At 44.2% G+C, this 16,535-nt stretch carries 17 protein-coding genes; 9 read left to right on the plus strand and 8 right to left on the minus strand.

All coding sequences use genetic code 11. The features are described 5' to 3' along the window. Window positions 1-41: 41 nt before the first annotated feature. From CXF58_RS05955 to ispZ, 5 genes are all read right to left on the minus strand, one after another. Window positions 42-662 carry a hypothetical protein gene (locus CXF58_RS05955; protein ID WP_068403931.1) on the minus strand — a complete coding sequence of 207 codons (621 nt, stop codon included), beginning with the start codon at window positions 660-662 and terminating at the stop codon, window positions 42-44. Window positions 663-1,018: 356 nt separating this feature from the next. Then, a complete protein-coding gene (mnmD, locus tag CXF58_RS05960) occupies window positions 1,019-3,187 on the minus strand; it encodes a tRNA (5-methylaminomethyl-2-thiouridine)(34)-methyltransferase MnmC2 (protein WP_102076881.1) in 2,169 nt (722 codons plus the stop codon). 26 nt (window positions 3,188-3,213) lie between these two features. Continuing rightward, complete coding sequence (locus tag CXF58_RS05965; protein ID WP_068403929.1) at window positions 3,214-3,762, minus strand: SH3 domain-containing protein; 549 nt, start codon at window positions 3,760-3,762, stop codon at window positions 3,214-3,216. Next, on the minus strand, window positions 3,759-4,112 hold the full coding sequence (locus CXF58_RS05970) for a YciI family protein (RefSeq protein ID WP_068403927.1): 354 nt from the start codon (window positions 4,110-4,112) through the stop codon (window positions 3,759-3,761). The genes CXF58_RS05965 and CXF58_RS05970 overlap by 4 nt, the downstream gene beginning before the upstream one ends. 110 nt (window positions 4,113-4,222) lie before the next feature. After that, window positions 4,223-4,774 (minus strand): septation protein IspZ, encoded by a 552-nt coding sequence (gene ispZ / locus CXF58_RS05975; protein ID WP_068403925.1) that lies wholly within the window; start codon window positions 4,772-4,774, stop codon window positions 4,223-4,225. A gap of 213 nt (window positions 4,775-4,987) precedes the next feature. On the opposite strand from ispZ, the gene CXF58_RS05980 reads away from it, so the two are divergent. Together CXF58_RS05980 and CXF58_RS05985 are read left to right on the plus strand one after the other, a co-directional pair. Further along, a complete protein-coding gene (locus tag CXF58_RS05980) occupies window positions 4,988-5,869 on the plus strand; it encodes a PHP domain-containing protein (RefSeq protein ID WP_102076882.1) in 882 nt (293 codons plus the stop codon). A 201-nt stretch (window positions 5,870-6,070) separates the two neighbouring features. Then, window positions 6,071-7,612: a GGDEF domain-containing protein gene (locus CXF58_RS05985; RefSeq protein ID WP_068403921.1), complete on the plus strand. Its 1,542-nt coding sequence runs from the start codon at window positions 6,071-6,073 to the stop codon at window positions 7,610-7,612. Between the two features lie 3 nt (window positions 7,613-7,615). On the opposite strand, the gene truD is transcribed toward CXF58_RS05985, so the two are convergent. After that, entirely contained in the window at window positions 7,616-8,872 is a 1,257-nt protein-coding gene (truD, locus tag CXF58_RS05990) for a tRNA pseudouridine(13) synthase TruD (protein ID WP_102076883.1), read from the minus strand. Window positions 8,873-9,133: 261 nt separating this feature from the next. Between truD and CXF58_RS05995 the strand changes: the two genes are divergently transcribed. Further along, the gene (locus CXF58_RS05995; RefSeq protein ID WP_102076884.1) at window positions 9,134-10,741 is read left to right on the plus strand and encodes an FAD-dependent oxidoreductase; all 1,608 of its coding nucleotides are present in this window, start codon (window positions 9,134-9,136) and stop codon (window positions 10,739-10,741) included. Between the two features lie 101 nt (window positions 10,742-10,842). Continuing rightward, window positions 10,843-11,481, plus strand: a complete 639-nt coding sequence (locus CXF58_RS06000) for a GNAT family N-acetyltransferase (protein ID WP_102076885.1) — start codon at window positions 10,843-10,845, stop codon at window positions 11,479-11,481. 80 nt (window positions 11,482-11,561) lie between these two features. Here the strand turns inward: CXF58_RS06000 and CXF58_RS06005 are convergent, their stop codons facing one another. Next, the gene (locus tag CXF58_RS06005; RefSeq protein WP_102076886.1) at window positions 11,562-11,774 is read right to left on the minus strand and encodes a hypothetical protein; all 213 of its coding nucleotides are present in this window, start codon (window positions 11,772-11,774) and stop codon (window positions 11,562-11,564) included. 107 nt (window positions 11,775-11,881) lie between these two features. On the opposite strand from CXF58_RS06005, the gene CXF58_RS06010 reads away from it, so the two are divergent. Continuing rightward, window positions 11,882-12,250, plus strand: a complete 369-nt coding sequence (locus CXF58_RS06010; protein ID WP_227678609.1) for a DUF4333 domain-containing protein — start codon at window positions 11,882-11,884, stop codon at window positions 12,248-12,250. A gap of 118 nt (window positions 12,251-12,368) precedes the next feature. On the opposite strand, the gene gorA is transcribed toward CXF58_RS06010, so the two are convergent. Beyond that, window positions 12,369-13,724: a glutathione-disulfide reductase gene (gene gorA, locus CXF58_RS06015; protein WP_102076887.1), complete on the minus strand. Its 1,356-nt coding sequence runs from the start codon at window positions 13,722-13,724 to the stop codon at window positions 12,369-12,371. Between the two features lie 145 nt (window positions 13,725-13,869). On the opposite strand from gorA, the gene CXF58_RS06020 reads away from it, so the two are divergent. The 4 genes from CXF58_RS06020 (at window position 13,870) to CXF58_RS06035 (ending at window position 16,190) form a co-directional block, all read left to right on the plus strand. Continuing rightward, window positions 13,870-14,151 (plus strand): DUF503 domain-containing protein, encoded by a 282-nt coding sequence (locus CXF58_RS06020; protein WP_102076888.1) that lies wholly within the window; start codon window positions 13,870-13,872, stop codon window positions 14,149-14,151. A 328-nt stretch (window positions 14,152-14,479) separates the two neighbouring features. Then, a complete protein-coding gene (locus tag CXF58_RS06025; protein WP_102076889.1) occupies window positions 14,480-15,337 on the plus strand; it encodes a M48 family metallopeptidase in 858 nt (285 codons plus the stop codon). 133 nt (window positions 15,338-15,470) lie between these two features. Continuing rightward, window positions 15,471-15,668 carry a DUF503 family protein gene (locus CXF58_RS06030; protein ID WP_227678683.1) on the plus strand — a complete coding sequence of 66 codons (198 nt, stop codon included), beginning with the start codon at window positions 15,471-15,473 and terminating at the stop codon, window positions 15,666-15,668. A 75-nt stretch (window positions 15,669-15,743) separates the two neighbouring features. Then, the gene (locus tag CXF58_RS06035) at window positions 15,744-16,190 is read left to right on the plus strand and encodes a hypothetical protein (protein ID WP_102076890.1); all 447 of its coding nucleotides are present in this window, start codon (window positions 15,744-15,746) and stop codon (window positions 16,188-16,190) included. Window positions 16,191-16,535: the final 345 nt, after the last annotated feature.

A 16,535-nucleotide genomic window follows, 5' to 3' on the forward strand; every position in this document is an offset into this window, starting at 1 on the left:
TTATTTTCGACAGGTTTTAAGCCAAACTCTTATTGATAACATTATTCGGTAATGACTTCTGCTTCTACACTCATGGCCTCAAAGCTCGTTGTTTTATTGTTTTGAATAAGATCAATGCTGCTACCACCGCCATGACTGACCAGCTGAATACTGCCATCGTTTGAGCGATAAGTAGGGTTATTGCCTTGGCCTTCTGGCGCACTCAAGGTCATTTTTGGTTTATTTGGCAAGGTGACGATAGCGTTAAGTACGCCTTTTTCTGAGGTTTCAAAGATGACAAATAACGTCTCACCGCTGGCACTGCGATAATTGACATCAGTGATTTGCGCGCCTTTGATGGCTTGTTCTGGATTGGGCATTATCGCAGCACTATTTGTTGAGGTATCCGCTGCGCTAAGCTCGTTTTCTGTTTCATTTAAGCTTGTATCTTGCTCTAAAGTGGCTGCCGAATCAGTAGCGCTTGGCTTTGTTTCAGCAACTTTCGGTGCATTAATATTAGAGCTTACTGGCGTCGTTTGGGTGGTTGCTTCAGCAGTTTCATTAACGGTTTCAGGTTCTGGCGTCTTTTGGCAAGCATTTAGCAGTGATAGGCTTAAGAACGCAATAGAAATTGCTTTAAAGGAGGGTTTTGATTTCACTAAGGTAAAAATATCGGTTTTCATAATAGATAGCTATCCATTTATCATCGTTATTTAAGTGTTTTAAACTTTAAGGCTAGTCTAGCATTATTCTTTAAGCCTGCTTCTATACTGTTATAAATACATGCCTTGGCTTTGAGAGCATTTTTATAAAACAGCATCCGTATAAATATTGATAAAGGTTAGGGCGTGTCCTCAATTCAATCGATGGACATCTAAAAGGTCTAAAAATGGCTAAATTTTGCCAAACTTCGTCAAATAGCTGGGTAATATCCCGATATTAACTGCACTATTTTCCTTGTTTGGCTACAATTTATCTCATTTTTCTCACCATTTTTAAAATGAGGACACGCCCTAGCGTAACGTTAAATTATTACCTTTTACGCTTTATGCAATCGCGCCCGATTAGGTGATAGCCGCCCTAACATAATAGCCGATAAAGGGGTAAAGCAGCCGAGCATCATATCTGCTAATGCTTCAGCGCATATCGGTGCTAAAGCATAACCCTTTGCACCCATCGCGGAGAGCGCCCAAATGCGGCGGCTTTGCGCAAGTTGTCCGACCAAGGGATGGTAGTCAATCGTTTGCGTGCGCACACCGGCGCGTGCTTGCCATGCGCTGGTATCGTCTGGCAATATATCGCTTAATTCAGGAATATCCTCAAGCAATTTTTCGTAATTTTGCTGATTTTCTTCTTCACGGATATCAATGCTGGCGTCAGCATCTACAAAGCTGGCACCCAATAAAAACTGCGGCTCATTGTCGCGAATGTTATTTATCTTAGCATCGCCGCTTTGTCCGATAAAGGGCGCGCAATAACCACTATATTTGAGCGGTAATTTAGGCAGACCAGCTACCTGCTCGTCAGTGGGCGTAAACCAAGATAATTGCCCGCGAATAGTACGGCACTCAACGATACGTTTGTCTAATTGATGACTCTCATAGGCGGCGCAAATAACGACATTATCAGCGCAGATAGTGACAGAGCTTTGACTATTATCACTGCTGCTTTCTTTATCACCAATCACCGTCACTTTATCTGCAGTTTCTTTGATATCGGTAACGCTAAGCTGCTGATAATTGATATTTGAGTGCTTAAGGATGAGCGTTTTTAGCGCTTGTGGATTGACCAATCCAGATTTTGGTAAATATAAATTGTCCGTTAAGTCTTTAGTTTTTAAGCCGCTTAATTGCCGCGCCTCTTCAATCGTAACCGTGGTTGCCATTTCATTGGGATAATCGGCAATTTGCACAGGGCCGATATTGGTTTTGATTAGCAAGTCTAACGCGCCTGTTTGCTCAAGTATGAGCGGCGTTTGCTGCAGTTCTGCTTGCTGATTAAAATAACGGTACAGCCTGCCGCTATAGAGATAGCCGATAGAGTGCAAGTGCTCATAAACATGATGAATGGGCGTCATATTTGGTGCGAGGAGGGCGCGCGGATTGCCAGAGGCGCCAGCAAGCGGCGCGACTTTATCTACTATCGACACAGTCATACCGCGATTGGCTAGCGTCCAAGCCGTAAGTAGTCCCGCAACGCCTGCGCCAATAACCACTGTATGATTAGGAGTATGGTCATGAGGGTGTGACAAAACGCAAACATTGTTATCGTTATTTAGTGCTAAAGAATCAGGTAAGGACTCATCATTGTCCGCCATCGCTGCCGTTAACATTTCACGCTTGCGTCCAAAGCCTTTTACCTTTTTAATGCTAAAGCCATGCGCTTGCAAGCCGCGTTTGACGATACCAGCACAGCTATAAGTAGCGGCAGTGGTGCCAGTGCGAGATAAGCGCTGCATCTGGGTAAATATCGACTCTGCCCACAAGCTTTCATTACAAGAAGGCGCGAAACCATCTAAAAACCAAGCATCAATATAAGGGCGCTTGATAGCGGTCTCAGTATTTAAAGTAGCTAGGCTATTAAAAGTAGCCAGACTTGCCAAACCATCGCCCGCATCGCCCAACCAAATATCAAGCGTGATATTATCGTCAATAAAATTTAGTCGATGACAGCCAGCAATCAGCGGTGGGTAGTTTGCTAAAAGCTCTTTAATCAATTCGGCAAGTTCGGGCGCGCGCTGTGCCCATAAAGCGAGTATCTGCGTTAAGTCGTTAAGCGGTATGGGGTATTTTTCGGTAGTGATAAAGTGTAAGCGCGCGCTTGTTAACTGCGGCTGCTGCGTACGAAGCTGTCGCCAAAGCTGCCATGTCGCTAAAAAATTCAAGCCCGTCCCAAAGCCCAATTCAGCAATCGTAAAGCATTGCTTATCAGCAAGGTTTGCTAGGCGCTCGGGTAATTGATTATGGGCTAAAAATACATGGCGAGATTCTGCTAAGCCATCAGCGTGCGAGAAATACACATCGCCAAACTCCCCTGATACTGGCACTTGATTGCCAGCATCATCGGTTTGCCATGTAATATTAGCAGGGGTAATCACATCTGGCGGCGCAGGTTTTTTAGGGGGCTTGGTGGCTTTTTTATAAGTGGCAGGAGAGGTAGGCTTAGATATAGCTGATTTAGACTGAGGTTTAGACACAAATTTGGACATAAAGCATCACATTTATAGAGGATTTACTACCAGCGCTCGCGGCGCACAAACACCAACCACGAAATAAATATCCCAACCAATAAGCTCATTAACACCGTAAATGCGCCGTATAAAAACAACTGACCTTTGCTTTCATAAACCAAAACGTTTACTTGTGTTTGTAAGTCATTGACTTGACGCTGAAGCTGGGCATTACGGCTAAGCAATTCTTGATTGGCTTCAGAGAGCGCTTTAGTTGATGGTTGTAGCTGCGCCGCTAAAGTGTCGCTAATATTGGTAGCAGGCTGAGCATTGGTAGCTGGGTTCGGCGCTGTAGTAGACACCGTATTTGAGGCAGTATTTGGAAACGCTAGTTGATTAACAGTATTGGGCGCTAATACAGCGTTAGGCGCTAGCGGAGCAGTTCCTGCCACAGGATCAGCATTGGTCACAGTTGGTGCTGCTTGTGCTGATAGACTGGCAAGTAATAATAAGCTTGCAACGCTAACATTAGTAACGAAACCAAAAGCGGGCTTAGTAACATGATTAAAAACATGATGAGAAACAGAACCATTTAATAATAACTGCTGAATCACGATGCTGTTACCTTATTTGCTGGCTTGTCTGATGATGTAACTGCGGCACTGTCAGTAGGCGCAGGCAAGGTCTGCACGAACGGCTTGATATCTACATGGCTATAGACGCCATCACGCAAATAAGGCTCAGCGCTTGCCCATGCTTGCGCGGCATCAAGGGAGTCAAAGTCAGCAATAATCAAGCTGCCTGACATCTCGCTTTTACCGTGTTCGATGGGCGTTGGACCTGCGATAATAAGTCGCTGCTCGCTTTGTAATACTTGCAGGCGGGCAACGTGTTCGGCGCGCGTCACCTGACGTTGGGCGCTGCTGCCAGCAACATCGTGGCCGATAATAGCAAATAAGGACATGGGACTTCCTCAAGTAAATAATATGAATAAAGCGCTAATAACGACAATAAAAAACAATGATGATATGTCTCATTATATTTTTAAGTCTTATATTATGATTGAACTAGCTTCTATTTAGTGGTTTTATCGGTTAACGCTGGATTGAGATGGTTCTTTAATACGGCAAATTGCGCAATTACGAATACCAACATAATCGGAATCCAGCCGTAAGTTTTAAAGTTAATCCAAGCCTCATCAGACATCGTAAATGCCGTGATATAATGCAAAATACCCATAAAGGCAAAAAACAGTGCCCAAGCGACGGTCAGTTTTTTCCAGCCACTCAAGGTCAGTGAAAACACTTCTTTCATCGCCAATTGCATCAATGGCTTATTGATGATGGCACTGACCAATAGTGTTACCGCGAAGATACCGTTGATGATAGGCGACTTCCAGCGTAAGTAGATGTCGTCACGCAATAGCAGCGTCCCACCGCAAAAGACGATGGTTAATAATAAAACGACCCATTGCTGCTTATCAAATTTGCCTTTTTGACGCACAAAATGGATGGCATAAATGATGATAGTGGCCACGAGCAAGGCGCCTGCCGCCGCTAAAATGCCACTGTAACGCGCAGCAATAAAAAACGCGATCAACGGAATGAAGTCTAATAAGGCTTTCATAGCAAATAGGATGTCCAACAAAAAACGTATGGGGTAGTTTACACGTCTACTGCTGCAAAAAAAAGCAAGTAACAGGATAATCATCCGTTATGATCTGCCTTCATGCGTTATCTTCGCCGCATTTCGTCTTTTTTACTGATAATATAGTCAGTAATGACAGCATATCTATATGCACAACACTTTCAACACCCTCAATATCTTAAGGCCAGCTTTATGAAAATCGACTTACATTGCCACAGTACATGCTCTGATGGTACCTATGCGCCGACCGAGGTAGTACAGCGCGCGCACAACGCTGGCATTCATGTACTGGCGCTGACCGATCATGATACCTTGATGGGTATTGACGAGGCACGCGCGGCGGCAGCGGCCTATGATATACAATTAATCAATGGGGTTGAGATTAGCTGCGAGCATACACTTAGCGGCGGCTATGGCAAAAATAAATCCACCAATAAAATTATCCATGTGTTGGGACTTGATTTCACCGACTTTGATAAAATGCATGCGACGTTGCAGCAATTGCAAGACAGCCGTGCCACGCGCGGTCAGCGTATCACTGAAAAGCTTAGCGAGCTGCTAGATATTGATTATACCGAGCTATGGCAAGCGGTGCTCGATAAAGCAGGCGGCAATCCACAAGCGGTAGGGCGTGCGCATATTGGGCAAGTGTTGTTTGAGCGCGATGCGGTAAAAACCGTGCAAAAAGCCTTTGATAAATATCTGGCCGATAATAAGCCCGCTTACGTGGCGATTGAAGCATTAACCATGCAGCGCGGCATCGAGCTGATCCACGCTTGCGGCGGCAAGGCGGTACTCGCGCACCCAACGCGCTATCAGCTATCTGCCACCCGCGTACGTAAACTGATCGAAGAATTTGCCGAGCTTGGCGGTGATGCTTGTGAGTTACCTTCAAATAGCGAACCGATTAGTACCCGAAGAATGGTCGATCGCAGTATCGCTGAACATCAGCTTGCGGCCTCTATTGGCAGTGACTTTCATGGAAGTAATATGCCGTGGCGACGTTTGGGCGACGTACCAAACCTTAATCCTGAACAGCAAGGTGTTTGGCAGTCATTTGCGGCATTGGCTTAGTCCAAAACAGGTTATTCTTAAGCTTAATAGATACGCTAAAATAAAACTTTAGATATTGACGGGTAAATCGATTAAAACCGATTGATAATTAAAGGAAAAATTGCCACACTAAATGCGTCAGTTTAGGTCTAATATAAGTCATGCTGTTTATTTTCATGTTTGGTTTGGCTCAATAACTTTCACTATCTGCGGTAGCCCATTATGGCTGTATCGATATCTCATCTAGGCTATAGAAAGCTCTCGCGAGTGATTTTCGAGTGGCAAGCGGCTGATAGGGCCTCACTGCTGGCGCTGTTTGTGTTAATAGAAGTCACCTCACATTGGTTATGGTGCGCGTTTGTTTGGTGGCGCCAAGATCTTTATGGCTCCTATGTAGATATGGGTCTGCTCTATCCTTTATGGACTGGGGTGACGCTGATGCTAGTGTTCTTTTTTTGGATGGTCAGCCGCACATCGCCGATTAGGACAGACACAAGCTCGTTATATAAATGGCAAGCGGTTATGATCACGCTTTATAGCCTTTATATTGCAGTGGTAATTTTAGTCATGGGTCATAGCAGTTTGGTCGCTGGGGTTTCGCTGGTTGGTGGGGCGATGCTTGGGATGATGCTGATACGGCGGCGCTATGTATGGAAAGCCTTTTTGGCTCACATTGCTTTGATCTTCTTGGTCACCTTAATTCCTTATTTTGGTTTTACCATTCCCAATCTGCGTCAAATGACCATCACTTCTTTTCCCTTAGATACTTATAGCTATCTTACCTTTAGTGAAACGGCGGCAATCGAAAACGCCATTTCTGCTGCAATTTTTCAAAATGGCACGCTCAGCTGGGATACATTTAATCAACTGCGCTCTTCTTCGGCATTTTTTTGGCGTACCACTCATATTTATATGGCGCTGCCAAAGGCGATTTTTATCATCTATATGTTTCGCACCCTGCTGTTGATATTGGATAATAGTAAAGCTGAAATCATGCAGTATGCCAATCAAGACGAATTGACCCAACTAAAAAGTCGGCGCTACGGTTTGACGCAAATGCAGCAAGCACTGCTAGCGATGGACGATAAACAAGATTTTAGCGTGATTTTATTGGACTTAGATTGGTTTAAAAATATCAATGATAACTATGGACACGATGTCGGCGACCAAGTTTTGTCTGAGGTTGCCCAAACGCTATTAAAATCGTTATCAGAAGAGGTGATTGTCAGTCGTTATGGCGGCGAAGAGTTTTTAATCGTGCTGCCAGATACCACGCACGAGGGCGCGATGACTATTGCTAAACAGCTACGCAAAGATATCGCCCAACAAGTCATCAAGAGCGATGATAATGTCGATTTTTATATCACCGCCAGTTTAGGGGTTTATACTCTGACGCATGAAGAGCGTGCGCGTATTCAAAATGAGTATAAAGCTTTAGCGCTAGAAGAAAATACGCAAGCGCTGACAGAAGCGCGCAAAAACCGTAGGCAAGGAGAGCGTAGACAAGAGCGTGGCTCGCACAGCTCAAACCAAGCAGGCGCACAACAGACCCATGCACAAAAAAGGATTTCGCAGAGAAGAAAGCGCGCTGCTAAAGAAATAGTGCAAGCCCAACTGCCCAGCGATATTTGTCAGCGCTTAATTTGTATCGCCGATAAAGCCTTGTATGAGGCAAAAGACCGCGGGCGTAATCAGGTGGTCAGTGCCAACCATATGCTCGCGGCAGAAACAGACAAGATCGCTGTCCTTTATGCGACTAGCTAATCGTTAACTAACGCCAGATGAAGTGCTTAAATTCTGTACTAAGCTTGAAAGTACACTGGTTGCAAAGCTGCCGGTCGTTAAAGTAAAACTGAGTACCAAGCTCAGCCCATCATCTGCGTCCTGCCATTTCCAGCTTAATTCTTCAATCGGTAATCTTAGCGCGCGTCGTTGTGCTTTGATATCGCGCTGCTCTAAGCCTGCTGCCAACTGACTTAACAATGGACTTTTCTGTACGATAATATTTTCGATAGTGGCTGCTGCGCCACTGACTTTATCATTACCCACGCCCCATAATACTGCCGTTGGATGAATATCACCGCTGGCAAGTCGCGCTTGCAAAGTGTCGTCCATTACTTCGCTGGCAAATATTGAACCTGAGCCATCCAAATTAAACACTTCACCGGTAAGCCCCGTATTCCAGCTACCATCACGCACCCGCGCTGCTAATATCTCATTAAATATCAAGCTGCGCGCCGCTGATAATTCCATACTGTTTTGCTCACGCGGCGCCTGTTTACGTTTGCCTTTTTTGGGTTGCGGACGACTTTCTGGCGCTGGACGCGCAAATAACGCCAATGCTTCTCTAACATTATTACCGTGACGGCCAAAGCGCTGCGGACCAAAATAATTGGGCACGCCCGTTATGCTGATATGGGCCAAATGCTGCTCGACGGTATCCTTGTTGCTTTTGTTAGACGGCGTCGTCTCTGTGCCCGCAAACTGGATGTCACGCAAGGTAATGATAAATTGATTGGCTCTATGCGTACCACGATTGAGTTTTTTATTATGCCACTCCTGCGCAAGGATGGTGAGCGATTCATTGGCGCCAATATCTACTGGAGCAAATTCAGACTCAGGTAATTGCTTTTTTGGTAGGCGCAGGCTAAACCACTGTGTCGTCAGCGCATGACGGTCTTTTAGTCCCGAGTAACCGACATCACGCAGTGGAATTTCTGCCCACTCGGACAGCAGTTTAGCTAGATAGGCGGTATTCATACCGAGCTTTTCGATATGCAGCCATAAGTGTTCACCTTCGCCTGTAAAGTCGAGCGGCAATATCTCATTGACCACAAAATCTGTGGCATGGGCTTTATAGGTCGCTTGTTTTAAAGGCGACTGCGTCGGCTGTGGTAATTTGGATGTATCAGTGGCGGCGGTAATATCGATATTTGAGATATCAAAGGTTTTATCAGTCAAAGGTTTGTTATTAGGAGAATCGTTATTAAATGAGTCGTTAGCAAAATCGTCTTGAGAAGTCATAAAAGGTATCTTTTGTATTGATAAAAAGTGGTAAGAGCAAAACGTTAAAGAGGGAATAAAGGTAAGTTTACGTTTTGCAACGCAGTCAGTATATAAAAAAATGGCGTCTGGCAATGGGTCTTGCTAGTATCAAAGTATCTGGCAAGACATCTGGTTTTTTAATCACGTATTTTGGGCGTTAATATTTTATTTAAAATGCCGATAAAAAATACGTTTGCAGCAGGAAATAATAAATTTTAATAATAACCGTTAAGGATAACTATGACCAGCTCAACTATCAAAACCGTCACGATCGATAAAGCCGATATCCCTAATGGCGGCATGAAATCGTTCAAGCAAGACGATGACAGCATCATTTTAGTCACCCGCGATGATAATATGTTCTACGCTTTCGATGGAAAGTGCCCTCACGCTGGGGCTGATTTGGGCGCTGGTGTGCGCTGTGGCAATCGAGTGATTTGTCCTTGGCATCATGGAACGTTTGATAGCACGGACGGCTCATTATTAGAGCCGGTTGCCGCTGACGGCTTAACCCAGTATCAGCTTACTGACAATGGCGACAGCTTGAGTGTCAATACCAGCAAAACTATAGATCACAGTACCATCAATGACAAACTTGACGACACTCATACCGTGATCGTAGGTAGTGGCGCGGCTGGATTTATGACCGCGCACCGCCTTCGTAAGCTCGGCTATGGCGGCAAAATCACCATCATTAGCGAAGATGACAAAGCCCCTTATGATAGAACATTATTGTCCAAAGCCTTTTTGTCAGGTGATGCAGATGAGAAAAAACTCATGCTCGGCGGCAGTGACTGGGCAGAAAATCACAATATAAACTTGCAGTTAAAAACCACTGTCAGCGAGGTGAGGCCCAATGAAAACGTCCTGACCGTCAAAAAAGATACGGGCGATAATGAGACCATCCGCCCTGACTTTTTAGTCGTGGCGACGGGCGCTGAGCCAGTCATTCCACCGATTGAGGGGGCTCAGCAAAACGGCGTCTATACCCTTCGCAGTTTAGACGATGCCAAAGCGATCAAAGCAGCAAGCGTGGATAAGCGTGTGATCATCGTTGGCACCGGATTTATCGGAATGGAGGTCGCCTCAGCGCTTGCAAAAGCAGGTCGTGTTGCTAGCGTTACCGTGATAGGTCGAGAGTCTCGTGTCATGAATCATATCATTTCAGAGTCGGTCAGCGCTGCGCTCATTAACCGTCACCAAGACCGAGGTGTGACCTTTGTCCTTAATGCTTCAGTCGGCAAAATCAATGGCGATGATAAAGGGGTGAGCGGTGTGACCCTTGCCAGTGGCGATCGCATAGACGCTGATATGGTCATTCTTGGTACGGGCGTGTCACCGCGAACGGATGTACTCAGCGACGTCAATGATCCTGATGGCGTGCAAGTTGATAATCATCTGCAGCTGCGCGACGGTGTTTATGCACTCGGCGATATTGCCAAAGCGCCTAATCAAATGGGACGACTGCGCATTGAGCATTGGCGCGTGGCGCTACAGCACGGCCTTGTAACCGCGGCAGCGATAGTGGGAGCAGACGATGTCAATGACAACGCCGAGCGTGTGCCGTTTTTTTGGACGATGCAATGTGACAAAAGTATGCGCTATAGCGGTCATGCAGCCACGACTGATCATAGTATTTTGCGAGGCGATCTACAGCTGTTCAATTATATCGAGTTTTATTTTGATGATGAAGGCGAGAACACGCGAGCCAGTGCTGCTAGTGGGGTTGGTCATGATAAAGAAATGGCTGCCTTTGGCGAGCTACTACGCCGAGGTCACGCGCCAACGCGCGCGCAAATCAATGCTGGGTTTGATATTATCGCGCAAGCTCATGTGTTATCGCGCTAGTAGTAAAAACGGATACGTATTATTATAAAGGCTGGCTTGGTTATCCGAGCCAGCTTTTTATATGACTTATAAGCTATGAACGGAAAAGGAAAACCGATGCTATGAATAAAGACCACATTAATAAAGAAGCCTTAAACAAAACAACCGTATTTTTACGTCAAGCTGAAGTAAGTGATATCGACGCGCTCGAGCAATTGCTCAATCGCTGCTATCGGCAAGCGGCAGGCTGGACCAATGAAGCAGATTTGGTCGGCGGTATTCGCACCACCAAGGACGAGCTATTGGCTGTCATTAATGACCCAAAACATTACGTTTTTATTTATCCAAAAACCACGACGGGCGAGCGTGATGTCAAAGAAACGGGTGAGCTATTAGGCTGTATCGCGGTCGATATAAAAGACGAAGTTACTACAAATCAGCGTGCTGGTAATCAAAAAGCTTATATCGGTATGTTTGCCGTCTTGCCTGAGCTGCAAGGGCATGGCGTCGGTCATCAGATATTGCAGGCAGCTGAGACATTTGCGCAGCGGCATTTACAATCAAATATTCAGGCGTCTGCACAAAATCCCGCGCGTTTAACGATGTCTATTTTAAGTCATCGACCAGAGCTCTTGGCGTATTACCAGCGCCGCGGTTATCAGTTAAATGGCAATAGCATGCCGTTTCCCGTCGATGGCAATAATGGCGAACCTAAACGCCAAGATTTAGAGTTATTGGAATTAGAAAAACTTGTAAGCTAATGATAAGTTAATTAGTGTTTTTAAAGCTAAAGCCGTTAACCTCAAACCAATGAAACCCAGAGCAATTAACGCCAAAGCCATTAAGCCCAAAAACTGCCAAAAGTCATAAACAATCCGACACTCAATAGGAGAAATGCCACTATAATTAAGCGCTTAAACCAATTAAAACCGAGCAGGCGCGTGGCATTATCATTGGACATCAAATAAGCAAACAAGCCGATTAGACTTGCGACCAAGGTCATGATGCCAAGACCAATCGGTAATATAGAAAAATACATCTGCCACACAAGCATCTCGCAACGGTGATTATTAAACGCATCATAGCAGTATCGTGATTGTGCTGTCTGAATTATCTGCCTCTTACGTTTGAAAAACGCTATCAGCATAACAGGAGGTCAAGGTGGGAAAGTTTAAAAAATTGGCGTTAATCATCCTCTTTACACTATTTTTTGTTACCTACTCTAAAGCACCTCCTGACAGTACGGTTGAGCGCTTGATTGCAGCGCAATATCAAGAAGGTATCAAGATAATGCAGGCTGCCAAAGCGAACGCTGACAATGACAAAATGGCGCAAGATATAAGCAGTTTGATGGAGCGCATGATGCCAACGCTTGAGCGCGTCGAGAATATCGACTGTAACCGCGTCAAGGATAACCGTACTTTTAGCTGTACCGCTGATATCACCCAGACAATTGCGGGAAATAGCCGAACTAATAAAACCATATTTAACGTTTATCATGCCAAGGGAGAATGGACGCTGAATAATTAATGGCTTTAATAATCTTTGATAAATGAAGATTTATATGGAAAATGCCTTAATGACGGCTAATAAAAAAGGCTACCTCGTTAAAGGTAGCCTTTTACTTATATTATCTGGTCCATAAAAACTAGCGCATGGTCACAAATTCTTCTGAGCCTGTCGGATGAATGGCAACCGTGTTATCAAAGTCAGCTTTCGTCGCGCCCATTTTTATCGCTACCGCAAAGCCCTGAATCATCTCATCGACGCCGTAGCCAATGCCGTGTAAGCCAATCACTTTTTCTTCTTCACCCAAGCACACCAGTTTCATCACACACTTTTGACGATGTTGAGTCACCGCACTATACATAGAGGTAAAGGTCGATTTATAGCATTTGATATTTTCTTTGCCATGCTGCTCAACAGCATCAATTTCAGACAAGCCAATGGTGCCGATAGCAGGGTGGGTAAAGATGACCGTCGGTATCAAATCATAACTGAGATGCTCATTGGTTTTATAGTTAAATAAGCGCTCTGAAAGCCTGCGTCCGGCAGCGATAGCCACTGGCGTCAAATCAATGCTGTTTTCGATGATATCGCCGACCGCATAAATACCTTTGACATTGGTATTTTGAAATTTATCAACTTTGATTTTGCCAAATTCGGTGGTCTCAACGCCGGTTACCTGCAAGTTGATATTGTCGGTTGAGGGCGCACGACCAATTGCCCAAATCAAGCAATCTACCGTATCAAGGCTACCATCTGCGGTACATAACGTCAGGCTACCATCCTCATTTTTATGAATCTCAGTGAGTGTGGTATTGGTATGCAACTGGATACCGTCTTGCTCCATCTCTATCAGCAAGGTTTCAACGATAGTATGGTCAAATGAGCGCAGCGGCGAATGTTGACGCACATACTGATGCACCTCAGCACCGAGGCTATTGAGCACGCCTGCGATTTCGACAGCGATATAGCCAGCGCCAACGATAGCAACCCGTTTTGGCATTTCATTTAACGCAAAAAAGCCATCAGAATCGATGCCGTATTCTGCGCCTTTGATGTCAGGGAGAATCGGATGACCGCCTGTCGCGATTAAGATATGGTCGGCGGTAATCAGCTCGCCATTGACCTCGACGGTATTGGTATCGACAAATGTAGCAAAGCCTTTTATCACTTCAACGCCATTTTTCGCCAGATTATTATCATAAGAGCGGTGAATGTTTTCGATATATTGTTGGCGGCTATGGACCAGTTTTTGAAAGTCAAAACCTTTGACCTCAACGTCAAAGCCATAATCGGGCGCATATTTTTCGATGGCTTCGGCCACTTGCGCGCCGTACCACATGACCTTTTTGGGTACGCAGCCTAAGTTGACGCAGGTGCCGCCCAATTGGTTGGCTTCGATAATGGCGCATTTTTTGCCATAGCTCGCTGCGCGGTTGATTGATGCAATGCCGCCGCTACCGCCGCCAATGGAAATATAATCATAATGTTTGGTCATTGTAATGTCTCTTAATTTGGTTTTTATTAGCAAGGTTGTGAAATTGGCATTTATAGGAAGAAGGGTAAATATTAGCCTTTTTAACCCTACAAAAAGTATGCTTGATGATACCATGAAGTGTGACTGGTTTTAATAAGGAAAACTCATGCATATCGTTATCTTAACCCTGACTTTCGCGTTACCTGGCTGTAGCTCACTCAAAGAAAAACGTCAACGGATGGGCGGCTTGCATGCACGCTTTGGCAATACGCCAAGCGTCGCGGTCTGTGAGAGCGGCGAGCGTGATCGGCATGATGCCAGCGAATGGAAGTTTGTGATCGTTGGGCTGTCTAAACGTGAGGTGGAGTCGCAATGCAGCCAAATCGAGGAAAAAATAGAGCGGACGGTAGATGCGCGGGTGATGAATGTTGAGAGGGAGTTTGTTTAGGTAAAACTTATCTCAACAGTCTAACTAAGCAGTTGCCATGATTAAAAGAATACAGTTGGATGCTTCGAATATAGCTTAAGTAGAGATTACGACTTTCGAAAAACTAACTATAGTTTAACTCACTGATAGACATTTGTTCTTTGATATGATAATCTCTTTCATTAATTTAGAAACATTACTTACAGCTCAGTTACATGCATAGTTATATATTGCTATTAATTAAGGTCGTACAAGATATGAGGATAGATAATGAATTCCTCAACTTGCGCACTTTATGGACTTTAATTTAGTTATTTCATTTGCCTGTATTTTCCAATTAGGACGTTTAATGAAAACTGTTAATAAAATAAAAAGTGCTTTAGTTTTGACTACTATTACAATTTTAGTAGGTTGTACCACTGTAGCTGATATGGCAGGGTACGATACTGCTACGTTAAATACTAATGCGGCTAAAAGTTACTCTCAAGTGGTTTCTAAAGCTAATGGTCAAGGCGCAGTAGATAATACTTCTGCCACTGCTATTCGAGTTAAAAATGTCTTCAATCGTATGAAGCCTTATGCCGTTCGTGCTAATACAACAGGTGTCCCTTTTGACTGGCAAGTTACCGTTATACGTTCACCTGAATTAAACGCTTGGGCAATGCCTGGCGGTAAAATGGCTTTTTACACCGGTATTGTAGAAAAGTTGAAGTTAACAGATGCAGAGATTGCTGCGATCATGGGACACGAAATGACCCATGCATTATCTGAGCACAGTAAAAAAGATGCTGGGCAAAAAATTCTGACCGGCTTAGCGCTTCAATTAGGTGGTGCTGCGATACAGGAAAAAACAGGACTAAATGCTGAGGCAATGAGTTTAATTAGTGACTACGGCCTTGATAAGCCGTTTTCTCGTAGTCAAGAATCACAAGCCGATGCTGGTGGTTTACGTTTGATGGCACAGGCAGGCTACAATCCAGAAGCTGCAATTGCAGTATGGCAAAAAATGGAGGCCGCCAATGGTCGTAGCAATGCGATAGTTACTTTGATGTCTACGCATCCAAACTCTGGGCAGCGTATCGCTAAAATTCAGGCCCTGTTACCTGAAGTTATGCCAGTCTATCAAGCGGCGGCTAAAGCACCTGCTAAGGCAACTACTGGAGTAACTACTAACGCCACTACTACTAGAACTATTAAACGTAAATAACTCAGTAAGTATTCAAAAAAGTAAATGTTACCACAAAAGGTAAGTCAAACGACTTATCTTTTTTTTGCAAAAGGATATGTACAAGTGGCTGATTTGATGGTTATCTTATGTCTTAAGGGCTAGGTGTGGCAAGCTGTACTCATTTGGCAATACGCCAAGCGTCGCGGTCTGTGAGAGCGGTGAGGGTGATCGGCATGATGCCAGCGAATGGACGTTTGTGATCGTTGGGCTGTCTAAACGTGAGGTGGAGTCGCAATGCAGCCAAATTGAGGAAAAGATAGAACGGACGGTAGATGCGCGGGTGATGAATGTTGAGAGGGAGTTTATCTAAACAACGCGACCTTATTGTATTTTCGAGTGTCGCAATTTTTATTAATTTATGAGCTAATTGTTCTTGGGATAGTTAATGAAAGTTAGTACTTTAGTAAAAATAACGCTCGGTGTATCTATTGGTTTGATGCTTTTGGCGTTAAATCAAGAAGCATACTGTACTGCCGAAGGTTGTATGCATTCAATGATGGCTTTTATTTTTGGCATATTTGGAATGTTTATTGGGGGTAATGAGACGCTTGTTTGGTTTGCTAATCCGTTATTAATTTCAGCATGGTTATTTATTAAGCACCGTAAAGCGTCTTTTTTATTGAGCTTATTATCTACTTTAATTGCAGTGTCATTCTTAATGTTTGATAAGGTAGTTATTAATGAGGCAGGACATAGCAGTATAATTACAAGGTATGTTGCAGGGTATTGGCTGTGGATAGGTAGTCACGTTGCTATGTTATTAGGCAATTCATTAATCGGACTCAAGGAATGTACCTATTTAAAAACAAAAACAAAAACAAAAAACGATTAAAATTTAGCTCACGACTTGCTAATAGCGTCTGCGATATTACATGTTAATCTGCAAGTAATAGTTGACGATTTATTTTACGTCATGACGTTGGAGGTCGCAAGCGCCGCCCAATCTACAGATTGTAAGTGATTTAATGTTTAGATTAAAGGTTGGTTTTGATGAATATGATACAGTTGGGTTCCTTCCGTCAACTCAACCTACATTAACGCAATCTACGAGATTGAATAGTACTATTTTTAATTTCAAGAGCTCGTGTTCTTCCTTTGCTGGTAAAAGATATTAGGTTAGGATCAAGAAAGTTAATATCAACCCCAGTTCGGGATAAGGGCTCAAAAAAAGATAAAA

Origin of the sequence: Psychrobacter sp. Sarcosine-02u-2 (assembly GCF_002836335.1) — a bacterium.
In the GTDB taxonomy this organism is placed as follows: domain Bacteria; phylum Pseudomonadota; class Gammaproteobacteria; order Pseudomonadales; family Moraxellaceae; genus Psychrobacter; species Psychrobacter faecalis.

Bases quoted from the DNA above. Each gene is read 5' to 3' on its own strand.
- CXF58_RS05955 (WP_068403931.1), bottom strand. From the start codon at position 662: ATGAAAACCGATATTTTTACCTTAGTGAAATCAAAACCCTCCTTTAAA.
- mnmD (WP_102076881.1), bottom strand. From the start codon at position 3,187: ATGTCCAAATTTGTGTCTAAACCTCAGTCTAAATCAGCTATATCTAAG.
- CXF58_RS05970 (WP_068403927.1), bottom strand. From the start codon at position 4,112: ATGTCCTTATTTGCTATTATCGGCCACGATGTTGCTGGCAGCAGCGCC.
- ispZ (WP_068403925.1), bottom strand. From the start codon at position 4,774: ATGAAAGCCTTATTAGACTTCATTCCGTTGATCGCGTTTTTTATTGCT.
- CXF58_RS05980 (WP_102076882.1), top strand. From the start codon at position 4,988: ATGAAAATCGACTTACATTGCCACAGTACATGCTCTGATGGTACCTAT.
- CXF58_RS05985 (WP_068403921.1), top strand. From the start codon at position 6,071: ATGGCTGTATCGATATCTCATCTAGGCTATAGAAAGCTCTCGCGAGTG.
- truD (WP_102076883.1), bottom strand. From the start codon at position 8,872: ATGACTTCTCAAGACGATTTTGCTAACGACTCATTTAATAACGATTCT.
- CXF58_RS05995 (WP_102076884.1), top strand. From the start codon at position 9,134: ATGACCAGCTCAACTATCAAAACCGTCACGATCGATAAAGCCGATATC.
- CXF58_RS06000 (WP_102076885.1), top strand. From the start codon at position 10,843: ATGAATAAAGACCACATTAATAAAGAAGCCTTAAACAAAACAACCGTA.
- CXF58_RS06005 (WP_102076886.1), bottom strand. From the start codon at position 11,774: ATGCTTGTGTGGCAGATGTATTTTTCTATATTACCGATTGGTCTTGGC.
- gorA (WP_102076887.1), bottom strand. From the start codon at position 13,724: ATGACCAAACATTATGATTATATTTCCATTGGCGGCGGTAGCGGCGGC.
- CXF58_RS06020 (WP_102076888.1), top strand. From the start codon at position 13,870: ATGCATATCGTTATCTTAACCCTGACTTTCGCGTTACCTGGCTGTAGC.
- CXF58_RS06025 (WP_102076889.1), top strand. From the start codon at position 14,480: ATGAAAACTGTTAATAAAATAAAAAGTGCTTTAGTTTTGACTACTATT.
- CXF58_RS06035 (WP_102076890.1), top strand. From the start codon at position 15,744: ATGAAAGTTAGTACTTTAGTAAAAATAACGCTCGGTGTATCTATTGGT.